Source organism: Lutibacter sp. A64, from assembly GCF_022429565.1.
Lineage (GTDB): Bacteria > Bacteroidota > Bacteroidia > Flavobacteriales > Flavobacteriaceae > Lutibacter.
In genome coordinates this window covers 2,847,031-2,865,821 of sequence record NZ_CP092487.1, presented here as the reverse complement: position 1 = coordinate 2,865,821, position 18,791 = coordinate 2,847,031, and the positions used below count along the sequence as shown (strand labels likewise).

Sequence of the window (18,791 nt, the reverse complement as noted above, 5' to 3'; positions counted from 1 at the left end):
TATGATACGCAAAGTTACTGCTATTTTAAATAAGTTATTGCTGTAGTTTAAAACTTACTTTTTGGTTGATTTAATGCTTTCTATAAAAACGGTAGCCAATATAAGTGCGCCACCAAATAATGTGGTTGTTGAAGGAATTTCAGATAAGAAAATAACTCCTAAAATAATTCCATAAATAGGGCTCATACTTCCCATAATACTTGCGGTACTAATAGTAAAATTTTTAAAACTATTTACAAATAAAGTATGTCCTAATGCGGTTGTAATTAATGCTAGAGAAGCAATCTTAATCCAGTTTGAAGTATCTACATAATTGTAAGTAATGCTAAAAGGCCATAAAATTAAAACAACTACAATTAATTGATAAAGCATTACTATAGAAGCATTGTAATGATGTACATTTCTTTTGGTAATAATATTTCTAACCGCATAAAAACAAGCAGAAAGAATTCCCATTAAAACACCTTTAGTATCGTTGTTATCAAAATTCATTTCTGGAGTTAAAAAATAGATTCCAACAATAATTATTGCTCCTAATACTAATTGGTATTTACTTAATTTTGTTTTAAAAAAGAGCGGTTCTAAAAGCGTTGTTATTATTGGGTATGTAAATAATGAGAGCATACCAATAGCAACGTTTGATAGATGTAAAGCATAAAAATAAGTAACCCAATGGCCTCCTAATAAAAAACCACTTAAAAGTAATGAAACAGCGTCTTTTTTACTTTTTATTTTTAAATTGTATTTTTTATACCAACAAAATAATCCAATAATAAAAGCGGTAAAAAGACATCTCCACCAAATTGTAATTTCTGGTGGAAATAAAATAGACTTTCCTAAAACGCCAGAAGTACTCATTAAAATAACAGCAATATTAAGATCGAATATATTTTTTAATTGCTGCTTTTTCATTTAAATTTTTTGAAGTGTTTCTAAAGCTTTTTTAATAGATGTAATTTTTATAAAAGTAAGTAATAATCGTAAACCTGCTTTGGTTTCTTTTTCTTTCATTACACAGGTTGTAGGGTTTTTTTGTAAATATTGTAACACGCTTGTAAAAGTTGGTGTTTGGTAATAAGAACTTTGTTGGTCTGAAATAAAATAGCACAACATTCTATTTTTCTTCAAAATTAAACGTTCTATACCTAATTTTTTGGCAATCCATTTTATACGAACGCTATTTAATAAATCTACCACTTGCGTTGGAAGTTCTCCAAATCTATCGATTAATTCTACTTCAAATTGTTTTAATTTTTCTTCGGTCTTAAGTTCTCCTAATTTATTATATAAGCTCAATCTTTCTGAAATTACATTGATATAATCATCGGGAAATAGAATTTCAAAATCTGTATCAATTTGAATTTCTTTTACATATTCTTTTGGCTTGTCTAAATCGTCTTTATATAAGTCTTTAAACTCATTTTCTTTTAATTCTTCTATGGTTTCAGTTAAAATTTTCTGATAGGTATCAAAACCAATATCGTTAATAAAACCACTTTGTTCACCACCTAATAAATCTCCAGCACCACGTATTTCTAGATCTTTCATTGCAATATTAATTCCACTTCCTAAATCGGTAAACATTGAAATTGCTTCAATACGTTTTCTGGCATCGTCTGTCATCATATGGTATGGCGGCGTAATAAAATAACAAAAAGCCTTTTTGTTTGAACGTCCAACTCTACCGCGCATTTGATGTAAATCTGAAAGTCCAAAATTATTGGCATTATTTATAAAAATGGTGTTGGCATTTGGCACGTCTAAACCACTTTCTATAATGGTTGTTGAAACCAATACATCAAATTCATTATTGATAAAAGAGAGCATTAATTGTTCTAACTTTTTACCTTCCATTTGTCCGTGGCCAATACCAATTTTAGCATCTGGAATTAAGCGTTGTAATAAACCAGCAACTTCTTTAATATTTTCAATTCTATTATGAATAAAATATACTTGTCCACCACGTTGTATTTCATAGCGAATAGCATCACGAATAATTTCTTCATTTAAACGGATTACATTACTTTCAATTGGAACACGGTTTGGTGGCGGTGTGCTTATAACCGATAAATCACGTGCAGCCATTAAACTAAATTGCAAGGTTCTAGGTATTGGAGTTGCGGTTAATGTTAACGTATCTATATTTTCTTTAATGGTTTTTAGTTTGTCTTTTACAGCAACACCAAATTTTTGCTCTTCATCAACAATTAAAAGTCCTAAATCTTTATATTTTATAGAAGCATTTGTTAGTTGATGCGTACCAATAACAATATCAACCGAGCCTTTTTCTAAGCCTTCTAATACACCTTTTCGTTGTTTTGCAGTTCTAAAACGGTTTAAATAATCTACAGTTACTGGAAAATCTTTTAAACGTTCGCTAAAAGTTTTAAAATGTTGAAAAGCTAAAATAGTAGTTGGTACTAAGATAGCGACTTGCTTTCCGTTGTCTACAGCTTTAAAAGCAGCTCTAATAGCAACTTCAGTTTTTCCAAAACCAACGTCTCCACACACCAATCTGTCCATTGGCTGTTCACTTTCCATATCGTTTTTTACATCTTGTGTAGAAGTAGATTGATCTGGTGTGTCTTCGTATAAAAAACTAGCTTCTAGTTCGTGTTGTAAATAGCTATCTGGACTGTATTGAAAGCCTTTTTGAAACTTTCGTTTAGCATACAATTCAATTAAATTATAAGCAACATGGCGAATACGAGATTTGGTTTTTTGTTTAAGATTTTTCCAAACTTTAGAGCCTAATTTGTGTAATTTAGGCGCTTTACCATCTTTTCCGTTGTATTTTGAAATTTTATGAAGCGAGTGAATGCTAATGTATAAAATATCGCGTTCTCCATAAATAAGTTTAATAGCTTCTTGTTTTTTCCCTTCAACATCTATTTTTTGAAGTCCACCAAATTTTCCAATTCCGTGATCTATATGCGTAACAAAATCTCCAATTTCTAGATTTGTTAGTTCTTTTAAGCTTATAGATTGTTTTTTAGCGTAGCCATTTTTTAATCTAAATTTATGATAACGTTCAAAAATTTGATGATCGGTATAACAAGCTAATTTATTATCAACATCTATAAAACCTTGGTATAATGGAAAAACAATGGTTTTGTATTCAATTTCTGTATCATGGTCTTTAAAAATATCATGAAAACGATCGGCTTGTTTTTGAGAATCGCAAAACAGGTAATTGGTATATCCTTTTTCAGAATTTTGATGAAAATTTTCAATTAATAAATCAAATTGTTTATTAAATGCAGGTTGAGGTTTTGTATTGAAAATTACAACATTATTTTCATTGTTTTTAAGTATTTTTTGTTGTGTTTTTGTATTAACTCCTGTTTGAAGTGCGTTTACAATTTCTACTGTTGTAAAATCTTGTAATTGTTTTTTTATAAGTTCGCCATTACAAAAAAGTTCACTTGGTTTTGCGTGGTTAATAGCGGTTGTTAGTTGTTCAAAAGCTTCTTCGGCTTTTGTAAAAAGTTTGGTTAATCTATCGGTAAAAAGTGTTACATTTTTAGTAAAAACAACGGTTTTAGGAGAAATGTACTTTAAAAAACTATCGCGTTTTTCATCTAAGGTTTTATTTTCAACATTTGGCATTATGCTAACTTTTGTTAGCTTTTCGGTAGAGAGTTGGGTTTCTACATCAAAAGTTCTAATACTATCTACTTCGTCTCCAAAAAATTCTATTCTGTAAGGTTCGTCGTTAGAAAACGAAAATACATCAATAATACCACCACGTACAGAAAATTCACCAGGTTCGGTAACAAAATCTACACGGTTAAAATGGTATTCAAACAAGACTTCATTTACAAAATCGAGGGTTAAATTGTCGTTTACACCAATTTTAAGAGTGTTTCTATTTAATTCGGCTTTTGTAACAACTTGTTCAAACAAGGCATCTGGATAGGTAACAATTAAAGCTGGTTTTTTTCTAGAATTTAAACGGTTTAAAACTTCAGAACGCAATAAAACATTGGCATTGTCAACTTCTTCAATTTGGTAAGGCCTACGGTAAGAACCTGGATAAAAAAGTACATCTTTATCGTTTAATAAGTGTTCTAAATCGTTTAAATAATAAGCAGCTTCTTCTTTATCATTAAAAATTAATAAGAACTGTTTATCGGTTTCTTTAAAACTTTCTGAGATAATAAAAGACAACGATGATCCAACCAAATTCGAGATTTGGATTTGTTGTTTTTCTTTTAAAAGCAGTTGAACTAATTGTTTATTTTCAACAATTTGTTCGTAGGTTTTTATAATATTTTGGGTGCTCAATTATTACAAATTTTGGTCAAAGGTAGCATTTTATAGAAAATCAAAAAAAGAATACTAATTTTTCCGTAAGCAGTAGTAACGTAATTAAAAATTTAATAAAAAAGTAATTCTAATAAAGTATTAATGATATATTTATTTTATAAATTGCGATTGTTATATTGGTTTATTTATATTTGCCTTCTAAAAAATATTATTTATGTCTGTATTAAATTACAAATTTAGTGGTGATGAGGAACGAAGAATAGGTCATTTTTCAAGTATTGTAAAATTAGCATTAGCTGATAATATTATTACGGAGGGAGAAGAAAAATTGTTAAAAAAATTAGCTGATAAATTGATTATTTCTGAAGAATTATACAATAGTATAATTAAAAATCCTGAAAAATATTCAGTAAAAGGGCTTCATAATTACAACGATAGAATAGAGCATTTATACGATTTGGCAAAAATGATTTATGCTGATGGGTCTGTATCTAAAGAAGAGGCAAGTGTTTTAATAAAAATATGTGTTGGTTTAGGATTTCCAATAAATAATGCCGAAAAAATTGCAGATGAAGCTATACATTTAATTTTAAAAGATAATAATTTAGAAGATTTTACTGAAGCAATAAAACAAGTTAACAAGCAATAATTTTAGATTATAAATGGTAATGTAAAATAATTACCCCTATAATAAATACAATTTATTATAATTATTTTCGTTATAAAACATTAGTAATCAACAAACCCCCTTTATAATTATTATGAAAAATGGATTGTTAAAATATATATTACTAGTAATCTTTATTAACATAGTTTTTGTGAAAACTGCATATTCACAAGATCAATTTAATAAGTGGGTTATTGGTATAGGTATAAATGCCGTAGATTACTTTCCAGTATTGAATCCTACACATTTTCCGGGATTAGATCCTTCCACAGGAAATCAAGATGGATTTTTTAATGAGATTTGGAATGCAGAAGATCATTGGAATGTTTTTGCTCCAAGGATTAATGTAACACGTTATTGGAAAAACAGAATTTCTTTAGATGTTTCTTTTTCGGTAAATGAAATAACCAGATATGGAGATATTGAAATAGATGCAATATCTTACTATGCTATAGATGGAAACCTACAATATAGTCTTGTTAATCCAGAAAATTATTTTACTCCTTTTATTTATGCAGGGGGAGGTTATACTTTTGCTGATAGAAGTGGAGGTACAGTAAATGCCGGAATAGGTGCAAATTACTGGTTTTCTGATTCTTTTGGCCTCAATGCTCAAGGTGGTTACAAATACAATTCGCCAGATTATCAATTAAAACCACATATGTTCTATTCATTTAGTGTAGTTATGAAATTAAATGCACAAAGAAGGTATAAATGGAATAGTAGAAAAAGATTTAATTGGCGTAACGGAAGATAGTTTTTATACATATTTTCTTTTAGTGTAAATTCAATAATAACTGTTATAAAACTTTTTAAATTTGTTAACTTGCGTTTATAATTTTTATAAATGCAACACCCAAAAAATTTCCAAATATACAGTGCTTCTGCTGGAAGTGGAAAAACATTTACACTGGTAAAAGAGTATTTAAAAATTCTTTTACTTAGCGATAATCCGTTTAAATTTCAACAAATTTTAGCCGTTACATTTACCAATAAAGCTGCTGGTGAAATGAAAGAGCGTGTTATTCAAAATTTAAAAAGTTTTTCAAATGTAGAAAACAACAATATGCGCACCATAATTTGTGAAGAAACAAATTTAGATGAAGGCATTATTATAAAAAAATCTAAAACAATATTAAATGCTATTTTACAGAATTATGGAGCCTTTAATATTACTACAATAGATAGTTTTACCCATAAAATAATTAGAACTTTTGCACACGATTTAAAATTACCAATGAATTTTGATGTGGAAATGGATGCCGAAAGTTTATTAAATGAAGCGGTTGATATTGTAATTTCTAAAATTGGTGAAAACAAAGAGCTTACAACGTTACTTGTAAATTATGCAGTTCAAAAATTAGACGATGATAAATCTTGGGACATTGCAATGGAACTAAAAGATTTTGCGAAAATTATTTTGAATGAAAATCATACTAGTCATTTAAAATCTTTAAATAATATTTCTATTGAAGAATTTAAAAGTCTAAAAACGAAGCTTCAAACAGCAAATAAAAAAATTGAAAAACAATTTAATGATATTGGAACTGAAGCACTTGAAATTATTAAACAATATGGAATAAATATTAAGGATTTTGGTAATTCTGGAGATGTTCCAAATCACTTTACAAAACTTCAAAAATTTAAACAACAAAAACCTGGAGTTATAAAATTCGATGGTAGATTAAATAAAACTATTGAAGAAAATAAAAATTTATATGCCGCTAAATGTGATGCTGCTTCAAAACAGTTAATAGATGAAATAAAACCACAATTAGTAGCACTTTATTACACTTCAAAAAAACTGTTTGAAGCCGTTTACGGAACCTATATTTTAAATAGTATTTTGGTTGAAAGTTTAATTCCGTTAGCGGTTTTAAATTATATAAATACAGCACTTCAAGAAATAAAACAAGAAAATAATATTCTGTTAAACGCCGAATTTAATCAGCTAATAAGCGACACAATTAAAGACGAACCAGCTCCATTTATTTATGAAAGATTAGGTGAGAAATTTCGTTATTATTTTTTAGATGAAATGCAAGACACCTCGCAATTACAATGGAATAATTTAATTCCGTTAATTGAAAATGCATTAACATCTGAAAACGAATTGGGAGAAACCGGACAACTATTGTTAGTTGGTGATGCAAAACAATCTATTTACAGATGGCGTGGTGGAAATCCAGAACAATTTATTGCACTTTCTTTAAATGAAGGTCAGAAAGAAAACAATCCGTTTTATGTAGAAAAACAACTCTCTAATTTAGATACTAATTATAGAAGTTATTCAGAAATAATAGAATTCAATAATGGTTTTTTTAAATTTATTTCTCAGTTTTTAGTCAATAAAAGTTATAGTAATTTATATGTTGAAGGAAATTCACAAAAAACCACAGATAGTATTGGAGGTTTTGTACAATTAGCATTTGTAGAAAAAGACAAAGATGATGAAGAAAAGGATTTGGTATATCCTAAAAAGGTACTAGAAATTATTCAAAATTTAGATACAGCTTTTCAAAAAAATGAAGTGTGTGTATTGGTTAGAACAAAAGTACAAGGTATTGCCATTGCAAATTATTTGTCTGAAAATAATATAGAGATTATATCTTCGGAAACCTTGTTGTTAAAAAACAACGAAAGGGTAAATTTTATAATTTCAATTTTAAATATAATAAACAACCCTTTAAACAAAGAATACAAAGCTAAAGTACTCTATTTTTTATACAATTATTTACAATTAAAAACGCCAAAACATGAGTTTTTAAGTAGTTTTATAGATTTAGATACTAACAGTTTTTTTGAAGGTTTAAAAGATTATAATTTCTTTTTTAGTTATCAAGAATATTTACAAATTCCATTTTATGAGAGTTTTGAATACATAATTAGAAGCTTTAATTTAACTCCAGAATCCGATTCAGATATGCAATTTTTTTTAGATTTTGTATTTGAATATCAACAAAAAAAGCAACCTTCAATAGATGATTTTTTAGCACTGTGGGAATTAAAAAAAGATAAATTAAGTATTGTTGCTCCTGAAGCTGAAAATGCAGTTAGAATTATGACAATTCATAAAGCAAAAGGCTTAGAATTTCCAGTTGTAATTTATCCGTATGATATTGATATTTACAATCAGATTAAACCAAAAGTTTGGTATAAACAACCAGAAATAAGTGAAATAGACACTTTTTTGGTAAATTATAGTTCAAAATTAAATTTTATAGGTAAACAAGGAGAGCATTTGTTTCAAGAACGTAAAGAAGCTTTAGAGTTAGATAATTTTAATATCTTATATGTTGCTTTAACAAGACCTGTAGAGCAATTGTATATAGTTTCAGAAAATAAAAACAGTACAAAAAGTGAAATTAGATATACGTCAAGTTTGTTTATAAATTATTTGAAACAACAAAGTTTATGGAATTCTGAAACTTTAGAATATAATTTTGGAAACCCAGAACGAACAGCTATTCCGGTAAAAGAAAAGAGCAATACAATTACACAAACAGCTTTTATTTCAAACTCTTGGAAAAACCATAATATTTCTATTGTAGCAAACTCATCGTTATTATGGGATACAGAACAAGGAAAAGCAATAGGTTACGGAAATTTAATTCATGAAATTTTATCAAAAATAATAACTAAAAACGATATTGACGATGTTATAAAACAATATGTTTTTAATGGTACAATTTCTAAAAACGATGAACATAAAATTATAGAAGTGTTAAATTCTATTGTAAATCACCCACAATTAAAGACCTATTATAATGATAGCTATGAGGTTTATAATGAACAAGAAATTATTACTTCAGATAAAAAAAGTATTATTTTAGATAGATTAATTTTAGATAATAATAAGGCTACCATTATAGATTATAAAACTGGAAATCCTGAAAAAACACATAGGCAACAGCTTTTAAAATATGCTGCTACCTTAGAAAATTTAAATTATATAATTGTTAAAAAAATTCTTGTTTATATTAATACTGAAATTACTATTTCAGAAGTCTAAAAAATTATAAATTTGTAAAAAAGGAAATTATTATGTACGGTAAAATACAACAACATTTACAAAAAGAACTTCAAGAAATTAAAGAAGCAGGTTTGTATAAATCTGAACGTATTATAGCATCATCTCAAGATGCGGTTATAAAGTTAAACACAGGAAAAGAAGTTGTGAATTTTTGCGCTAATAATTATTTGGGCTTGTCTAACAATCCTGAAGTTATAAAAGCAGCAAAAAACACGTTAGATTCACATGGTTTTGGAATGTCATCTGTGCGTTTTATTTGTGGAACACAAGATATTCATAAAGAATTAGAACAAACGATAGCTCATTTTTATAAAACTGAAGATACCATTTTATATGCAGCAGCATTTGATGCAAACGGTGGTATTTTTGAACCATTATTATCTCAAGAAGATGCTATAATTTCAGATTCTTTAAACCATGCATCAATAATTGATGGAGTTCGTTTATGTAAAGCTGCAAGATACAGGTATCAAAATAATGATATGGCAGATTTAGAAGCACAATTAATTGAAGCAAATAAACAAAATTACCGTTTTAAAATTATAGTAACAGATGGTGTTTTTTCAATGGATGGCGTTGTAGCAAGCTTAGATAAAATTTGTGATTTAGCCGATAAATATGACGCTTTAGTAATGGTTGATGAATGCCATGCTGCAGGCTTTATAGGAAAAACTGGACGAGGAACTCTTGAGTTAAAAAACGTAATGGGGCGCGTAGATATTATTACCGGAACTTTAGGGAAAGCACTTGGAGGCGCAATGGGTGGTTACACCACTGGTAAAAAGGAAATTATTGAATTATTACGTCAAAGATCTAGACCTTATTTATTTTCAAATTCTTTAGCACCAGCAATTGTAGGAGCCTCATTAAAAGTTTTTGAAATGATTTCAGAAGACACCACTTTACGAGATAAGTTAGAGTGGAATACTAATTATTTTAAAGAAGGAATGATTAAAGCAGGTTTTGATATTGTAAAAGGTGATTCTGCAATTGTTCCAGTAATGTTATATGATGCGAAATTATCTCAAGATATGGCAAATATGTTACTAGAAGAAGGAATTTATGTAATTGGATTCTTTTTTCCTGTTGTACCAAAAGGAAAAGCAAGAATTAGAGTTCAACTATCTGCAGCTCATGATAAAAAACATTTAGATAAAGCCATACAAGCCTTTATAAATGTTGGTAAATTGTTGAAAATTATTTAGATTTATTGTATTATTGCTCTCTATTTAAGAATATTTTGTAAATTTGCTTCAATAGTTATGTAAAGGTAGCTTATTTTACTTAAAAAATAAAAAGAACATTTAATTTAATTCACTGAAAATGAAACATTTAAAAATTGCCGTATTGGCTTTGTTATTAATTACGTCCCTTGGCAATGCTAATGCTCAGGACAAAGAAAATCCTTGGGGCTTCTCTTTAGGAGTAAATGCTATTGATATTAGCACTTCTTCTGATGCAACATCTGGATATTTTGGATCTTATGATTTTAATGGAAACGATGTTAATGCTGTTCCATGGTTAAGCAAATTTGCTGTAACAAGATACATAGGAAGTGGTTTTAGCGCAGAACTTGCTGGATCATTAAATAAAGTTGATAAACCTTGGGGGTCATCTGCTAATGTAACATTTTTTGGTTTAGACTTAAATGCAAAATACGATTTAAATAATTTATTTGGACAAACAGGTTGGTTTGATCCATTCTTATATGTTGGTGTTGGTGAAAATTGGGTTGGTACTGAAAACGGTGTAAGCTTAAATGTTGGAGCTGGTTTTAATGCTTGGATTAGTGATAATGTAGGTATTAACTTTACTTCAGGTTACAAAAAAGTAAATACTCCTATTGATTTTGATATGTATCAACATTCTGTTGGTATTGTTTGGAAATTAGGAAATAAAGATACTGATGGTGACGGTGTAAGCAATAAAGAAGATAAATGTCCTAATGAAGCTGGTTTAGCTGAGTTTGGTGGTTGTCCAGATACAGATGCTGATAAAGATGGTGTTTCTGATTGTTGTGATAAATGTCCAGATGTTCCTGGTTTACCAGAATTTGATGGTTGCCCTGATACTGACGGAGATGGAATTCCAGATGCTAAAGATAAATGTCCTACAGTTGCTGGTTTAAAAGCTTTACACGGTTGTCCAGATAAAGATGGAGATGGTGTTGCAGATGGAGATGATGCTTGTCCAGAAGTTCCTGGTCCAAAAGGTAACTCAGGTTGTCCTTATAAAGATACTGATGAAGATGGTGTTATAGACATTATTGACAGATGTGTTGAGGTTCCTGGTCCTGCTTCTAACGAAGGTTGTCCAGAAGTATTTGTAGATCAAGAAACTGTAAATCAAGCTGCAAGAGGTATTAACTTTGATACTGGAAAATCTGTAATCAGACCAGATGCAGCTGCTATTTTAGATAATGTTGCTACAATTTTAAACCAAAATCAAAATTTACAATTTAGATTTTCAGTAGAAGGTCATACAGATAGTACAGGTTCTGCTGCTAGAAACATGACTTTATCTGCAGATAGAGCTAATGCAGTAAAAGCATACTTAGTAAATAAAGGAGTAAGCGCTAATAGATTATCTACTCAAGGTTTTGGTCAAACAGCACCTATAGATTCTAATGCTACTCGTGAAGGAAGATTTAATAACAGAAGAGTTGAAATCAACCAAATAAAATAAATTTATTTTAAATATAATATAAAAAGCCACCCTTTAAGGGTGGCTTTTTGGTGCGTTATAAATTAATATTTATAAATTTGTAATAATTAAGAAAAAGTATAAATTAAAATAAAAAGTAACATGAGAAAAAGAAAAATTGTTTTAACAACATTGTTGTTAATTATTGGATTAGCATCTATACATGCTCAAGACAAAAATAATCCTTATTCAATAGGATTTGGAATTAATGCCGTTGATTTTTACCCTACCAATCCTGGATTAACTGGACATGGTTCATGGTTTGAGGAATTTGTAAATGTTGATGATCATTATAATATAATTCCATCTATTTCAAAAATAACGGTTAGTAGATATTTAACTGATGGTTTTAGTGTAGAAGCTGCCGGATCTTTAAATAGAATTAAAAAAGTTGGTGATAATAGTATCAGTAGCACTTCTTACTTAGCTTTAGATGGTGCTGTTAAGTACGATTTAAATAATGCGTTTGGGCAAACAGGATGGTTTGATCCGTATGCATCTTTAGGTGGTGGTTATATTTGGATGGGTGACCATGACACAGGAACTTTTAATGGAGCACTAGGATTTAACATTTGGTTTAACGATAATTTAGGTCTTAATTTAGAATCTAAATACAAACATGCTTTTGAAAGTAAAATTGTACAACATTTCCAACATTCATTAGGTTTAGTTATTAAGTTTGGTGGTACAGATTCTGATAACGACGGTGTTTTTGATGACGTTGATGCTTGTCCAGAAGTATTTGGATTAATTGAATATAATGGATGTCCAGATTCTGATAACGATGGAGTTATAGATTCAAAAGATGATTGTCCTAATGTAGCTGGTTTAGAGTCTCTAAACGGTTGTCCTGATACTGATGGTGATGGTATCGCTGATAAAGATGATGATTGTCCTAATGTAAAAGGAACAAAAGCAAATAATGGTTGTCCTGATACAGATAATGATGGTATTATAGACTCTAAAGATAAATGTCCTAATGTAGCTGGGCCAGCTGCTAATAATGGATGTCCTTGGCCAGATACTGATGGTGACGGTGTATTAGATAAAGATGATGATTGTCCTAAAGTTGCAGGTTCTGCATCTAATAAAGGTTGTCCAGAAGTTAGTGTTAAAGATATTGCTAAGTTAGAAGAATTGTTTAAAACAGTGTATTTTGAAACTAATAAAGCAAGCTTTAAATCTGAAACTATTGCAAAATTAAATGAAGCTATTGCAATTATAGTAAAATACCCTACTGCAAAATTTGCAATTTCTGGTCATACAGATAGTATTGGTAACGATGCGTACAATTTAAAATTATCAGAAGAAAGAGCACAAGCTGTAAAAAATTATTTAGTATCTAAAGGAGTTTCATCTAGTAATTTAACTGCAAAAGGTTATGGAGAAACACAACCTGTAGAAAGTAATATGTATAATGCGGGTAGAGCTGCAAATAGAAGGGTAGATATTAAACTAATAAAATAATTAGTTTACATTGGCTTTTTAAAGTCAATTAACTTTAAATTGAGTAATTTTTAATAAAAAATATTTCTATTTAATGCATAAAATAAAAGGCTATTTGAAAGTTTTAAACTTTTAGATAGTCTTTTTTATTTAAAAATACTTTTACATTAATTGCTTAAAATGCATTTCAATTAAAATGGCATTTGTACTTTTATAGTTTATAAAAAATTATGGATTCTTTTATTTCAAAAGTCGTTAAAGACGTTATAAGTAAAAATACTACAATTAAAAATTGTGTATTTGTATTGCCAAGTCAGCGTGCTTGTGTATTTTTAAAAAAAGAACTTGTAGATAGTACAGTTTCAAGTACATTTTTGCCTAAAATTATTAGTATTGAAAACTATATTCAAGAACTTGCCGAAGTTAATTTAATAGATACAACACAATTACTTTTTGAATTTTATAGTATTTATAAAGAAAATTTAAAGCAAGATTTAATAGAACCCTTTGAAACATTCTCTCAATGGGCAACAATTGCATTGCACGATTTTAATGAGATTGATAGTTATTTAGTAAATTCAAAAGACCTTTTTTCAAATTTAAAAGACGTAAAAAAAATTGAGTATTGGTTTCAAGATAAAACACCAAGTAAATTAGCTGTAAACTACCTTCAGTTTTTTGAACATTTAAATACATTATACAATTCGTTGTATAAAAAATTAAAAAAAAATAAGTTCGGCTATCAAGGTTTAATTTATAGAGAAGCTGTAGCTAATTTAGAACGTTATATAGTAAATAATAAGGATAAGCATGTTGTTCTTATTGGTTTTAATGCGCTAAATAAAGCTGAAGAAATAATATTTCAAGAACTGCTAAATAATAAGTTGGCTTCAATTTATTGGGATTCAAATCCGAGTTTATTCGAAAATACCAATGAAGCTGGTGTTTTTTTAAGAAAATATAAAAAAGAATGGGCTTATTATAAAACAGCGCCTTTTTTATGGATAGATGATACTGTTTTAGAAGAGAAAAACATTGAATTTATTGGAGCTCCCAAAAATATTACTCAAATAAAGTATGCAGGAGAATTATTATCTAAATTAGAAAATCATAAAAATACTGCGTTGGTTTTAGCAGATGAAAATTTATTAGCATTGGCACTAAATTCTTTACCAAACAGTGTTAAAAATATAAATATAACTATGGGATATCCGTTAAAAGACATTCCATTTTCTAATTTATTTGAAAAGCTATTTAAACTTTATTTAAATCAACAAAAATTTAACAAACAAGCACAATTACAGTTTTACTATAAAGACGTCTTAAACTTCTTAAATGACCCGTTTTTAAACAAATTACATGGTGAGCTACTTCAAAAAATAATTGCAAAGCTAAAAAGTGAGAATACTATATTTTTATCAAAAAAAATGATAGAAAATTGTGTTTCTACAGCCGAAAAAGAGCAATTAAAAGAAGTTTTATTATTGTTTGATTTATCTACTGACGTAAATACCGTAATTAAACAATGTAGTAATTTAACTACTGTGCTTAAAAATTATGTAGATGGAGTAGATAAAGAGTATTTATACCGTTTTTACACTGTTTTTAAGCAATTAGAAACCTTAAATAAGTCGTATAATCATATTTCAAATTTAAAAACGCTTACACAGTTTTACAATCAATTATTAAGCAACGAAAAGTTATCTTTTCAAGGAGAACCTTTAAAAGGTTTGCAATTAATGGGAATGTTAGAAACTAGAGCTTTAGATTTTGAAACCATTATTGTTACTTCAGTTAATGAAGGGGTTTTACCGGGTAGCAAAAACGAAAATTCTTTTTTGCCTTTTGATGTGAAAAAGTATTTTAAAATGCCAACTTATCAAGAAAAAGATGCCATTTTCTCGTACCATTTTCAACATTTATTACAACGTGCAAAGAATGTATATTTAATTTATAATACAGAAACTGATGGTTATGGAGCTGGAGAAAAAAGTAGATTTTTAACGCAATTAGAAATTAACAATCCAACAATTAAAAACACAATAATAAATCCGAAAGTTCAAAAAAATGAAGAAATTTTGCTTCAAGTTGAAAAAACGCCAGAAGTAATAGAGAAGTTAAAAACTGTTTTTGAAAAAGGAATTTCACCTTCGGCTTTAGCAACTTATATTTACAACCCAATTAGTTTTTACGAACAAAAAGTATTGGAAATTAGAGATGATGATGAAGTTGAAGAAACCATTGCTGCAAATACTATGGGATCTGTAATTCATGATGTTTTAGAACAATTGTACACACCATTTATAGGTGCTTTTGTTTTGAAGGAAAACATAGTTCAAATGCAACAAAAAATTGAAACCTTGTTAATTAAATTCTTTGAAAAACATTATAAAAAAGGAAATATAGAAACAGGAAAAAATAAATTAATATTTGAAGTTTGTAAAAACCATATCAACCGATTTTTAAAGCAAGAACTACAACTTGTAACTAAAGGTAACCGATTAAAAATTATTGCATTAGAAGCTAAATTAAACTGTGAAATTCCAATTGAAGGAATTGATTTTCCTATAAATTTAAGAGGAATTGTAGATAGAATTGATGAGCTAAATGGTTGTACAAGAATTATAGACTATAAAACAGGAAAAGTAGAAGCAAGGCAATTAAAAATGCACGATTTTAGTGTAATAAGTGAAGACTATAAATACACAAAAGCTATGCAAGTAATGCTATATTCATATATGTACACTTCTAATTTACAAACAAATTTAGCCGAATTAGAAAGTGGTATAATTTCATTTAAAAATTTAAATGCAGGGTTTTTAAAAATGAATTTTTCTGAAAAATCTAGAGGTGCAGATACGCTTGTTTCAGAAGAAAGAATACAAGAGTTTATGGATGAAACTAAAAATATTATTAGAGAAATTTTAAATTCTGAAATACCATTTATTCAAAACCAAGATTTACCATTTTAAAACATACAAAATGATTACAAAAACAAATATACAAGTTAAAAGTACACAACATAATAAACCAATTTTAACAGATGTATTTTACAAAAAAGATAACATAAAAAAACCAATTGTAATTTTTTGCCACGGCTATAAAGGTTTTAAAGATTGGGGGGGCTGGAATTTAGCAGCTCCTGAATTTGTAAATGCTAATTTATTCTTTCTGAAGTTCAATTTTTCACATAATGGTGGTACTGTAGAAAATCCAATTAATTTTCCAGATTTAGAAGCCTTTGGGCACAATAATTTTATTACCGAATTAGACGATTTAGAAGATATAATAAATTGGATTGTAACAAATCCTTATTATAAAGAAGAGATTGACCCAAACAATATTACGTTAATTGGACATTCTAGAGGTGGAGGTATAGTAACTCTAAAAGCTTCAGAAAATAATAGAGTTTCTAAACTAATTTCTTGGGCAGGAGTTTCCGATTTTGGAATGCGTTTTCCTAAAGATGAAAAAATTCTTCAGCACTGGGAAAAAGAAGGCGTTTCTTATATTGAAAACTCCAGAACAAAGCAACAAATGCCACATTATTTTCAGTTTTATACAAGCTTTAAAGAAAATGAAGCGCGTTTAACAATAAAAAATGCTGTTCAAAAATTAATCATTCCGCATTTAATTATTCAGGGTAAAAAAGATGAAGTTGTTCCACCTATTGAAGCTGAAAATTTACATAGTTGGAATCCGAAAAGCATACTTTTTATGATTGATGAAATGAACCATCCGTTAGGTTGTTCAGAACCTTATACGGCACCTAAAATGCCAACACATTTAGCTGAGGTTGTAGCAAAAAGTATAGAATTTATTTTAACAAAATAATGCATATTGAAAAAGCTATACAAAACGATTTAGAAGCTTGTTATTTCATTACAAAAAACTGTGCAGCTACAATGATTAAAAACGGCATTTTTCAATGGAATGAAGCCTATCCTTCAAAAGATGCTTTATACCGCGATATTGAACTTCAACAGCTGTGGAAGTTAACAGATAATAATATAATTATAGGTATAATTGTGCTTACTAAAATTGAAGATATAGAATATAAATCAGTAAAGTGGTTAACAAAAAATAAGCATAATTTGTATGTACATCGCTTAGCTGTAGATCCAAAATTTCAAGGTAAAGGCTATGCGCAAAAATTAATGCGTTTTTCCGAAGATTATGCTTTAAAAAAAGGGTTTCATTCAATTAGATTAGATACATTTAGTCAAAACACTAGAAATCAAAAATTTTATAAAAAACAAGGGTATATTAAATTAGAGGAAATTTATTTTCCAAATCAGAGTGAATTTCCATTTTATTGTTACGAGAAAATTTTAAATGTACAAAGAATCTAACATTACCTTTAAGGGTATTAATAAATTAGCAATTCCAGCCATAATATCCGGAATTGCAGAACCGCTATTATCTATAACAGATACGGCAATTGTAGGAAACATTAATTTAAATCCAACAGAAGCATTGGCAGCAGTTGGTATTGCAGGCTCATTTATTTCTGCATTAGTTTGGATTTTAGCACAAACCAGATCGGCAATTTCAGCCATTGTAAGTAAATATTTAGGAGCCAAAAAATTAGATGAAATTACAACATTACCCGCTCAAATTATAGCTATAAATTTAAGTTTAAGTATTGTTATTTACATTGTTACTCTATTTTTTGTTAATCAAATTTTTCAAATGTATAATGCAGAAGGTTTAATTTTGAATTATGCAGTAGATTATTATAAAATAAGAGCAATAGGTTTTCCTCTTACACTTTTTGTATTTTCAGCTTTTGGTGTTTTTAGAGGCTTACAGAATACTTTTTGGCCAATGATAATAAGTATAATTGGAGCAGTTTTAAATGTTGTTTTAGATATTATTTTAGTTTATGGTGTTGAAGGTTTTATTGAGCCAATGAATGTAGTAGGGGCTGCCTGGGCAAGTGTAATTGCACAAGCTGTTATGGCGTTATTAGCTATTATTTTATTATTAAAAAAGACACCATTTAGTTATAAATTAAAATTTCCATTTAATAAAGAAATTAAGAATTTACTTTCCATCAGTTTTAACTTAATAATTAGAGCTGTTGCTTTAAATGTTGCTTTGTATTTAGCAAACTCATATGCTACAAAATATGGAAATCAATATATAGCAGCCCAAACTATTGCGTTTCAAATTTGGCTATTTTTTGCTTTTTTTATTGATGGATATGCAAGTGTTGGTAATATAGTTTCTGGAAAATTGTTAGGTGAAAAAAACTATCCTAAATTATGGGAATTAAGCGGTAGACTAAGCAAATATTCAATAATAGTAGCATTAATATTAACCGCTTTTTGTAGTATATTCTATACACAAATTGGAATTGTATTTTCTAAAGAACAAGAAGTGTTAGATGCATTTTATAACATTTTTTGGATAGTGCTCTTAATGCAACCCATTAATGCTGTTGCTTTTGTTTTTGATGGTATATTTAAAGGGTTGGCCGAGGCTGTAATACTTAGAAATTTACTTTTAGTGGCAACTTTTTTAGGGTTTGTACCAACTTTATTAATAGGAGATTTTTTTGATTTAAAACTTTATGCCATTTGGATCGCTTTTACAGTTTGGATGCTGTTAAGGTCTGGTATTTTAGTTGTTAAATTTAGGCGCAAATATTTATATAAAAACACGTAACTT

Annotated in this window: 12 protein-coding genes; 10 read left to right on the top strand and 2 right to left on the bottom strand. The window is 28.5% G+C overall.

Annotated features, from left to right (window positions below):
- Nucleotides 1–54 precede the first annotated feature (54 nt).
- Together MKD41_RS11640 and mfd are read right to left on the bottom strand one after the other, a co-directional pair.
- Nucleotides 55–912, bottom strand: a complete 858-nt coding sequence (locus MKD41_RS11640; protein WP_240242463.1) for a DMT family transporter — start codon at nucleotides 910–912, stop codon at nucleotides 55–57.
- Nucleotides 913–4,287 (bottom strand): transcription-repair coupling factor, encoded by a 3,375-nt coding sequence (mfd, locus tag MKD41_RS11635; RefSeq protein ID WP_240242462.1) that lies wholly within the window; start codon nucleotides 4,285–4,287, stop codon nucleotides 913–915.
- 196 nt (nucleotides 4,288–4,483) lie between these two features.
- Between mfd and MKD41_RS11630 the strand changes: the two genes are divergently transcribed.
- The 10 genes from MKD41_RS11630 to MKD41_RS11585 all read left to right on the top strand — a co-directional run bounded on the left by MKD41_RS11630 (nucleotide 4,484) and on the right by MKD41_RS11585 (nucleotide 18,788).
- Nucleotides 4,484–4,918: a TerB family tellurite resistance protein gene (locus MKD41_RS11630; RefSeq protein WP_240242461.1), complete on the top strand. Its 435-nt coding sequence runs from the start codon at nucleotides 4,484–4,486 to the stop codon at nucleotides 4,916–4,918.
- Nucleotides 4,919–5,087: 169 nt separating this feature from the next.
- A complete protein-coding gene (locus MKD41_RS11625) occupies nucleotides 5,088–5,693 on the top strand; it encodes a transporter (RefSeq protein WP_240242460.1) in 606 nt (201 codons plus the stop codon).
- A 90-nt stretch (nucleotides 5,694–5,783) separates the two neighbouring features.
- Complete coding sequence (locus MKD41_RS11620) at nucleotides 5,784–8,948, top strand: UvrD-helicase domain-containing protein (protein ID WP_240242459.1); 3,165 nt, start codon at nucleotides 5,784–5,786, stop codon at nucleotides 8,946–8,948.
- A 32-nt stretch (nucleotides 8,949–8,980) separates the two neighbouring features.
- Nucleotides 8,981–10,174, top strand: a complete 1,194-nt coding sequence (kbl, locus tag MKD41_RS11615; RefSeq protein ID WP_240242458.1) for a glycine C-acetyltransferase — start codon at nucleotides 8,981–8,983, stop codon at nucleotides 10,172–10,174.
- 118 nt (nucleotides 10,175–10,292) lie between these two features.
- The gene (locus MKD41_RS11610) at nucleotides 10,293–11,654 is read left to right on the top strand and encodes an OmpA family protein (protein WP_240242457.1); all 1,362 of its coding nucleotides are present in this window, start codon (nucleotides 10,293–10,295) and stop codon (nucleotides 11,652–11,654) included.
- Between the two features lie 120 nt (nucleotides 11,655–11,774).
- Complete coding sequence (locus MKD41_RS11605) at nucleotides 11,775–13,139, top strand: OmpA family protein (protein ID WP_240242456.1); 1,365 nt, start codon at nucleotides 11,775–11,777, stop codon at nucleotides 13,137–13,139.
- Nucleotides 13,140–13,348: 209 nt separating this feature from the next.
- On the top strand, nucleotides 13,349–16,090 hold the full coding sequence (locus tag MKD41_RS11600) for a PD-(D/E)XK nuclease family protein (protein ID WP_240242455.1): 2,742 nt from the start codon (nucleotides 13,349–13,351) through the stop codon (nucleotides 16,088–16,090).
- Nucleotides 16,091–16,100: 10 nt separating this feature from the next.
- Nucleotides 16,101–16,952, top strand: a complete 852-nt coding sequence (locus MKD41_RS11595; protein ID WP_240242454.1) for an alpha/beta hydrolase family protein — start codon at nucleotides 16,101–16,103, stop codon at nucleotides 16,950–16,952.
- Nucleotides 16,952–17,470, top strand: coding sequence for a GNAT family N-acetyltransferase (locus MKD41_RS11590; protein ID WP_240242453.1), 519 nt, complete (start codon nucleotides 16,952–16,954; stop codon nucleotides 17,468–17,470). Before MKD41_RS11595 ends, MKD41_RS11590 begins: the two co-directional genes overlap by 1 nt.
- Complete coding sequence (locus MKD41_RS11585) at nucleotides 17,454–18,788, top strand: MATE family efflux transporter (protein ID WP_240242452.1); 1,335 nt, start codon at nucleotides 17,454–17,456, stop codon at nucleotides 18,786–18,788. Before MKD41_RS11590 ends, MKD41_RS11585 begins: the two co-directional genes overlap by 17 nt.
- Nucleotides 18,789–18,791 lie beyond the last annotated feature (3 nt).